This is a genomic window from Endozoicomonas sp. ALB115 (assembly GCF_049310245.1).
Taxonomy (GTDB): domain Bacteria; phylum Pseudomonadota; class Gammaproteobacteria; order Pseudomonadales; family Endozoicomonadaceae; genus Endozoicomonas.
In genome coordinates, this window is record NZ_JBLYZG010000114.1 from 1 (window position 1) to 6881 (window position 6881).

3 protein-coding genes are annotated in these 6881 nt (G+C 50.1%); all 3 read right to left on the reverse strand.

Going from position 1 to position 6881, the window contains the following annotated elements:
• Positions 1 to 505: hypothetical protein (locus ACO6VE_RS23460; protein ID WP_422463811.1), on the reverse strand; the 505-nt coding region annotated here is incomplete at its 3' end.
• Between the two features lie 105 nt (positions 506 to 610).
• Entirely contained in the window at positions 611 to 3721 is a 3111-nt protein-coding gene (locus ACO6VE_RS23465; protein ID WP_422463813.1) for a DUF1601 domain-containing protein, read from the reverse strand.
• 105 nt (positions 3722 to 3826) lie between these two features.
• Positions 3827 to 6673: a DUF1601 domain-containing protein gene (locus tag ACO6VE_RS23470; RefSeq protein WP_422463815.1), complete on the reverse strand. Its 2847-nt coding sequence runs from the start codon at positions 6671 to 6673 to the stop codon at positions 3827 to 3829.
• Positions 6674 to 6881 lie beyond the last annotated feature (208 nt).

The window sequence follows — 6881 nt, forward strand, 5'->3', positions numbered from 1 at the left end:
TGGGTTTATGAGGGGTAAAAACACCCGCTGAAGTAAATGAGTGAAGTGTTGTCGTCAGGCTTCGCCAATTCCAGCTCCGTGTTACGGTAAAATTGTGCAGCAAACGCATCAGCTGGCTTTGTTCTGTGCGATTTAACGGTCTTTTAGCCGCTGATGAGTATTTTTTAATTGAACTGGCATACTGACCGTGATTTCTCCCATCATAGCGATGACCGAAATGATGCGATTTACTTACCAGGTCATCCATTACTTCCTGTTTGATAAGGGCATTAAAATCTTGAGCAGGGTTTACTGTACGACGCTGTAGATATTGAGAAGAGCGTGTGCCAGAAGAACGGTAAAATTCATTGCGGCCCGGTGCCGTGCGGGGGGGATGATTCCATGGTCTGACTGTGGCATGTCGGTATCGCCCACGCCTTGAAGAAGGGGCATGGCCATTCGGTTGGTTGTAACTGTTATCTGATCTTGGGTATTGACCACTGATACCAGCAGAATTTCTATCCATAATTATATTTCATTAATTCATGAAAATATTAAAGGCAGACTGCTGTTATGCCCAGAAGTTCATTGTGCGGCAAAGTATACTTGAGTCATTATGGGAGGAGGGCGATTACTGGTTGCTTGCTTTCTTCCTCTTTGCCGGGTTAGTTTGCTCTTGTAAATGTTGTTCACCAGTTACGTATGCAGCGTCTGTCGATCCTCTTTTAAGTGAAACAGAGTCATGACCCTGTGGCGGGATGCCTATCCTGATCTCTATTTGATCAATATATGGTTTCATTAAATCTTTGTTCAAAAGCTGGTTAGCCGGGATTTCAATGACCTCAAATCCCACTTTTTGCAACATTGCGATTTTCAGCAGAGTCGAACCCTTCCTGGTTTTGAAATCACCACCCACATAATGAGAGGGACCCTGAACTTCAATCACTATGTTGTGATCTGGCAGTAGCAGGTCAACCGGAGGCAGTGAGTTCAGACTCTTTTCCTCTTCGATCTTCAAAAATGGAATAGATGATTGGAGTTGATCGCGGAAGTCGGCTTGGGTTTTTGAAATGTTTGTGTGGTAATGGCGAACGACCGGACAGGCTCTGCCAAGCCAACTTGCAGCCATGGTGATGATGGATTGATCATCTCCATTATCTGGCGATGTATTTTCCAGGCGAGTCAACAGGTCATCCATGTGTTTTTCAAACAGGTTATTTTTATTGGCATTGGAGTCCAGAAACAACCTGGCACAGCATACCATTAAGGCCCAGAGAGACATCGATATCTCTGGCTGAGAAAGCTGAGGGTTCGTACTGATTCGATAGACAAGCGATTCGAACGCAGAGGTAACCACGTTCAGCTCAACGAGTTCACCCTGTTTCGCAATGGCCCACAGCAGGTTAGCGATTTCCTGTGATTTAAAGTCCGCTTTATGTGCGTTCACGAGGGGCAACAGGGCGGCCACGGCCTCTTTGAGACCTGGTGTCTGCTCCAGCCCCTTGTCCACCAGTTTCGCCGTGGCCCAAAGCAGGTTGGCGATACCCTGCGGTGTAAAGTTTGCTTTTTGTCCATTCACGAGGGGCATCAGCGCGGTCACGGCCTCGTTGACCTCTGGTGTCTGCTCCTGCCCGTTGTCCACCAGTTTCGCCATGGCCCAAAGCAGGTTGGCGGTTTCCTGTGGGTTAAAGTTAGCTTTTTGTATGTGCACGAAGGGCAACAGCGCCGCCACGGCCTCGTTGAGACCTGGTGTCGGCTCCTGCCCGTTGTCCACCAGTTTCGCCATGGCCCACAGCAGGTTGGCGATATGCTGAGGACTAAACTGGTCTTTCTGTGCGTTCACGCGGGGCAACAGCGCGGCCACGGCCTTTTTGAACTCTGGTGTTTGCTCCTGCCCGTTATCTACCAGTTTCGCCATGGCCAGTAGCAGGTTGGCGATGCCCTGGGCAGTAAATTGGTCTTTCTGTGCATTTGCGTGGGGCAACAGCGCGGCCACGGCCTTTTTCAACCCTGGTGTTTGCTCCTGCCCGTTATCTACCAGTTTCGCCATGGCCCACAGCAGGTTAGCGATATGCTGTGGAGTAAAGTTGGCTTTTAGTACAGTCACGCAGGGCAACAGCGCAGCTACGGCTTCCTTGAACTCTGGCGTCTGGTCCTGCCCGTTGTCCACCAGTTTCGCCATGGCCCACAGCAGGTTGGTGATTTCCTGAGGTTTAAAGTCAGCTTTCTGTGCGTTCACGTGGGGCAACAGCAGGGTCAGGGTCTCGCTGAGACCTGGTGTCCGCTCCTGCCCGTTGTCCTCCAGTTTTGCCATGGCCCACAGCAGGTTGGCGATATGCTGAGGACTAAGCTGGTCTTTCTGTGCGTTTACGAGGGGCAGCAGCGCGACCACAGCCTCGTTGAACTCTGGTGTCCGCACCAGCCCGTTGTCCTCCAGTTTTGCCATGGCCCACAGCAGGTTGACGATATGCTGAGGAATAAACTGGTCTTTCTTTGCGTTCACCAGGGGCAACAGCGCGCCCATGGCTTTGTTGAACTCTGGTGTCTGCTCCTGCCCGCTGTCCACCAGTTTGGCCATGGCCCACAGCAGGTTGACGATAGCCTGTGGTTTAAAGTTCGCTTTTTGTACGTTCATGTGGGGCAACAGCGCGGCCACGGCCACGTTGAGTTCAGGTGTCCGCTCCTGCCCTTTGTCCACCAGTTTCGCCATGGCCCACAGCAGGTTGGCGATTTCCTGGGCATTAAATTGGTTTTTCTGTGCGTTCACGTGGGGCAACAACACGGCCACAGTCTCTTTGAGCCCTGGTACCCACTTTTGATCGTTGTCCATCAGTTTCGCCATGGCCCACAGCATGTTGGCAATACCCTGGGCCTTAAATTGGTCTCTCTTGGCATTTAGTAGGGGCAGCAGGGTGGCCACAGCCTCTTTGAGCCCTGGTGTCCGCTCCTGCCCGTTGTCCACGAGTTTTGCCATGGCCCAAAGCAGGTTGGAGATCCCCTGAGGAATAAATTGTTTTTTCTGTGCGTTCACATGGGGCAACAACACGGCCACGGCCTCGTTGAACTCTGGCGTCCGCTCCTGCCCGTTGTCCACCAGTTTCGCCATGGCCCACAGCAGGTTAGCGATTTCCTGAGCACCAATATCACGGGCTTCCGGTTTTTGGTTGCTGTTAAATATTATTGCATCAAGTAGGGTCGACAATAAGGCAACTTGAGTGAGTTGAACACGCTCATCCATGGGTTTATGAGGGGTAAAAACACCCGCTGAAGTAAATGAGTGAAGTGTTGTCGTCAGGCTTCGCCAATTCCAGCTCCGTGTTACGGTAAAATTTTGCAGCAAGCGCATCAGCTGGCTTTGTTCTGTTCGATTTAACGGTCTTTGAGCAGCTGATGAGTATCTTTTGATTGAACTGGCATACTGACCGTGATTTCTCCCATCATAGCGATGACCGAAACGTTCCGATTTACTCACCAGACCAGCCATTATTTCCGGTTTGATGAGGGTATGAAAATTTTGAGCAGAGTTGACTGAACGGCGCAGTAGATGTTGAGAAGATCGTGTGTCAGAAGAATGGTAAAATTGATTGCGACGCGGTGCCGTGCGGGGGGGATGATTCCATTGTCTGACTGTGGCATGTCGGTATCGTCCACGCCTTGAAGAAGGGGCATGGCCATTTGGTTGGGTGTAACCGTTATTTGATGTTGTGTATTTGCCACTGATACCAGCAGAACTTCTATCCATAATTATATTTCATTAATTCATGAAAATATAAAAAGCAGACTGCTGTTCTGCTCAGAAGTTCATTGTGCGGAAAAGTTTACTTGAGTCATGATGGGAGGAAGGCGATTACTGACTGTTTGTTTTCTTCCTCTTTGCCGGGTTGGTTTGCTCTGCTAAATGTCCTTCACCAGTAATGTATGCAGCACCTGTCCACCTTCTTTTAAGTGATACAGAGCCATGCTCCTGTGGCGGGGTGCCTATCCTGGTCTTTATTTGATCAATATATGGTTTCATTAAATCGTTGCTCAAAAGCTGGTTAGCCGGGATTTCAATGACCTCAAATCCTGCTTTTTGCAGCAGTGCAATTTTAAGCAGAGTCGAACCGTTCCTGGTGTTGAAATCACCACCCACGTAATGAGACGGTCCCTGAGCTTCAATCACCACGTTGTGATCTGGCAGTAGCAGGTCAACCGGAGGTAATGAGTTCAGCCTCTTTTCTTCTTCGATCTTCAAAGCTGGAATAGATGATTTGAGTTGATCACGGAAGTCGGCTTGGTTTTTTGAAATGATTGTCTGGTATTGGAGGACGGCCGAACAGGTTCTGCCAAGCCAACTTGCAGCCATGATCATGATGGATTGATCCTCTTCATTATCTGGCGATGTATTTTCCAGACGAATGAACAGGTCATCCATGTGTTTTTCAAACACTTTATTTTTATTGGCATTGGAGTCTAGAAACAACCTGGCACAGCATACCATTACTGCCCAGAGAGACATCGATATCGCTTGCTGAGAGAGTTGAGCGTTGTCACTGATGCGATAGACAAGCGATTCGAACGTAGAGGTAACCACGCTCAGCTCAACGAGTTCACCAAGTTTCGCCATGGCCCAAAGCAGGTTGGCGATACCCTGAGGAATAAATTGGTCTTTCTGTGCGTTCACGAGGGGCAACAGCACGGCCACGGCTTCTTTGAGCTCTGCTGACTGTTCCTGCCCGTTGTCCACCAGTTTCGCCATGGCCCACAGCAGGTTGGTGACACACTGGGCATTAAATTGGTCTTTCTGTGTGTTCACGCAGGTCAACAGCACATTCACCGCTTCGTTGAACTCTGGTGTCTGCTCGTACCTGTTGTCCACCAGTTTTGCCATGGCCCACAGCAGGTTAGTGATTTCCTGTGGTTTAAAGTGAGCTTTCTGTGCATTTACGTGGGGCAACAGCGCGGCCACAGCATCTTTGAGCTCTGGTGTTTTCTCCAGCCCGTTGTCCACCAGTTTCGCCATGGCCCACAGCAGGTTGGCGATTCCCTGAGGAATAAATTGTTCTTTCTGTGCGTTCACATGGGGCAGCAACACGGCCACGGCCACGTTGAGCTCTGGTATCTGCTCCTGCCCGTTATCCACCAGTTTTGCCATGGCCCACAGCAGATTGGTGATTTCCTGTGGTTTCAAGTGAGCTTTCTGTGCGTTCACGTGGGGCAAAAGCGCGGCCAGGGCCCTTTTGAGCTCTGGTGTCGGCTCCTGCCCGTTGTCCACCAGTTTCGCCATGGCCCACATCAGGTTGGCGATTTCTTGGGCATTAAATTGGTTTTTCTGTGCGTTCACGCGGGGCAACAGCGCGGCCACGACCTCTTTGAACTCTGGTGTCCACTCTTGGCCGCTATCCACCAGTTTCGCCATGGCACACAGCAGGTTGGCGATATGCTGAGGAATAAATTGGTCTTTTTGTGCCTTAACGTGGGGCAACAACGCCGCCACGGCCTCTTTGAGTTCTGGTGTCCGCGCCTGCCCATTGTCCACCAGTTTAGCCATGGCCCACAGCAGGTTGGCGATATACTGAGGAATAAATTGGTCTCTCTGTGCATTCACGCGGGGCAACAGCGCGGCCGCGGTCTCGTTGAGCTCTGGTGTCCGCTCCAGCCCGATGTCCACCAGTTTCGCCATGGCCCATAGCAGGTTGGTGATAGCCTGAGGAATAAATTGGTCTTTCTGTGCGTTCACATGGGGCAACAGCGCGGCCACGGTCTCTTTGAGTCCTGGTATCCGGTCCTGCCTGTTGTCTACCATTTTCGCCATGGCCCACAGCAGGTTGGCAATGCCCTGGGCATTAAGTTGGTTTTTCTGTGCTTGCACGAGGGGCAACAGGGCGGCCACGGCCTCGTTAAGCTCTGCTGTAAGCTTCTGCCCGTTGTCCAGCAGTTTCGCCATGGCCCACACCAGGTTGGTGACTTCCTGTGGTTTAAAGTGAGCTTTCTGTGCGTTCACGTGGGGCAACAGCGCGGCCATGGCCTTGTTGAATTCTGGTGTCTGCTCCTGCCCGTTGTCCACCAGTTTCGTCATGGCCCACAGCAGGTTGGCGATTCCCTGGGCATCCATATCCCATGCTTCAGCTTTTTTGTTGCACTTGAATCTTATTGCATCCAGTAGCCTTGACAATAAGGCAGCTTGAGTACGCTTGACACGCTCATCAATGGGTTTATGAGGGGTAAAAACACCTGCTGAAGTCAATGAGTGAAATGTTGTCGTCAGGCTTCGCCAATTCCAGCTCCGTGTTGCTGTGAAATTTTGTAGCAAACGCATCAGCTGTCTTTGTTCTGTTCGATTTAACGGTCTTTTAGCAGCTGATGAGTATTTTTTAATTAAACTGGCATATAGGCCGTGATCTCTCCCATCATAGCGATGACCTAAACGATCCGATTTACTCACCAGATCATCCATTATTTCCTGTTGGATGAGGGCATTAAAATCTTGAGCAGAGTTGACTGAACGGTGCATTAAATATTGAGAAGGGCGTGTGCCAGAAGAATGGTGAAATTCATTATATCTCGGGGTAGGGCGGGGGTGACTATCACGCCGCCTGACTATGGCATTTCTATATCGCCCACGTCTTGAAGAAGGGGCAGAGTCATCCGGTTGGTTGTAATCATTACCTGGTCTTGAGTGTTTATCACTGATACCGGCAGAACTTCTATCCATAATTATATTTCATTAATGCATGAAAATATAAAAAGCAGACTACTGTGCAGTTCAGAAGTTCATTTTGCAAAAAAGTTTACTTGAGTCATGATGGGAGGAAGGCGATTACTGACTGTTTGTTTTCTTCCTCTTTGCCGGGTTGGTTTGCTCTGCTAAATGTTCTTCACCAGTCACGTACGCAGCACCTGCCCGCCTTCTTTTATGTGAT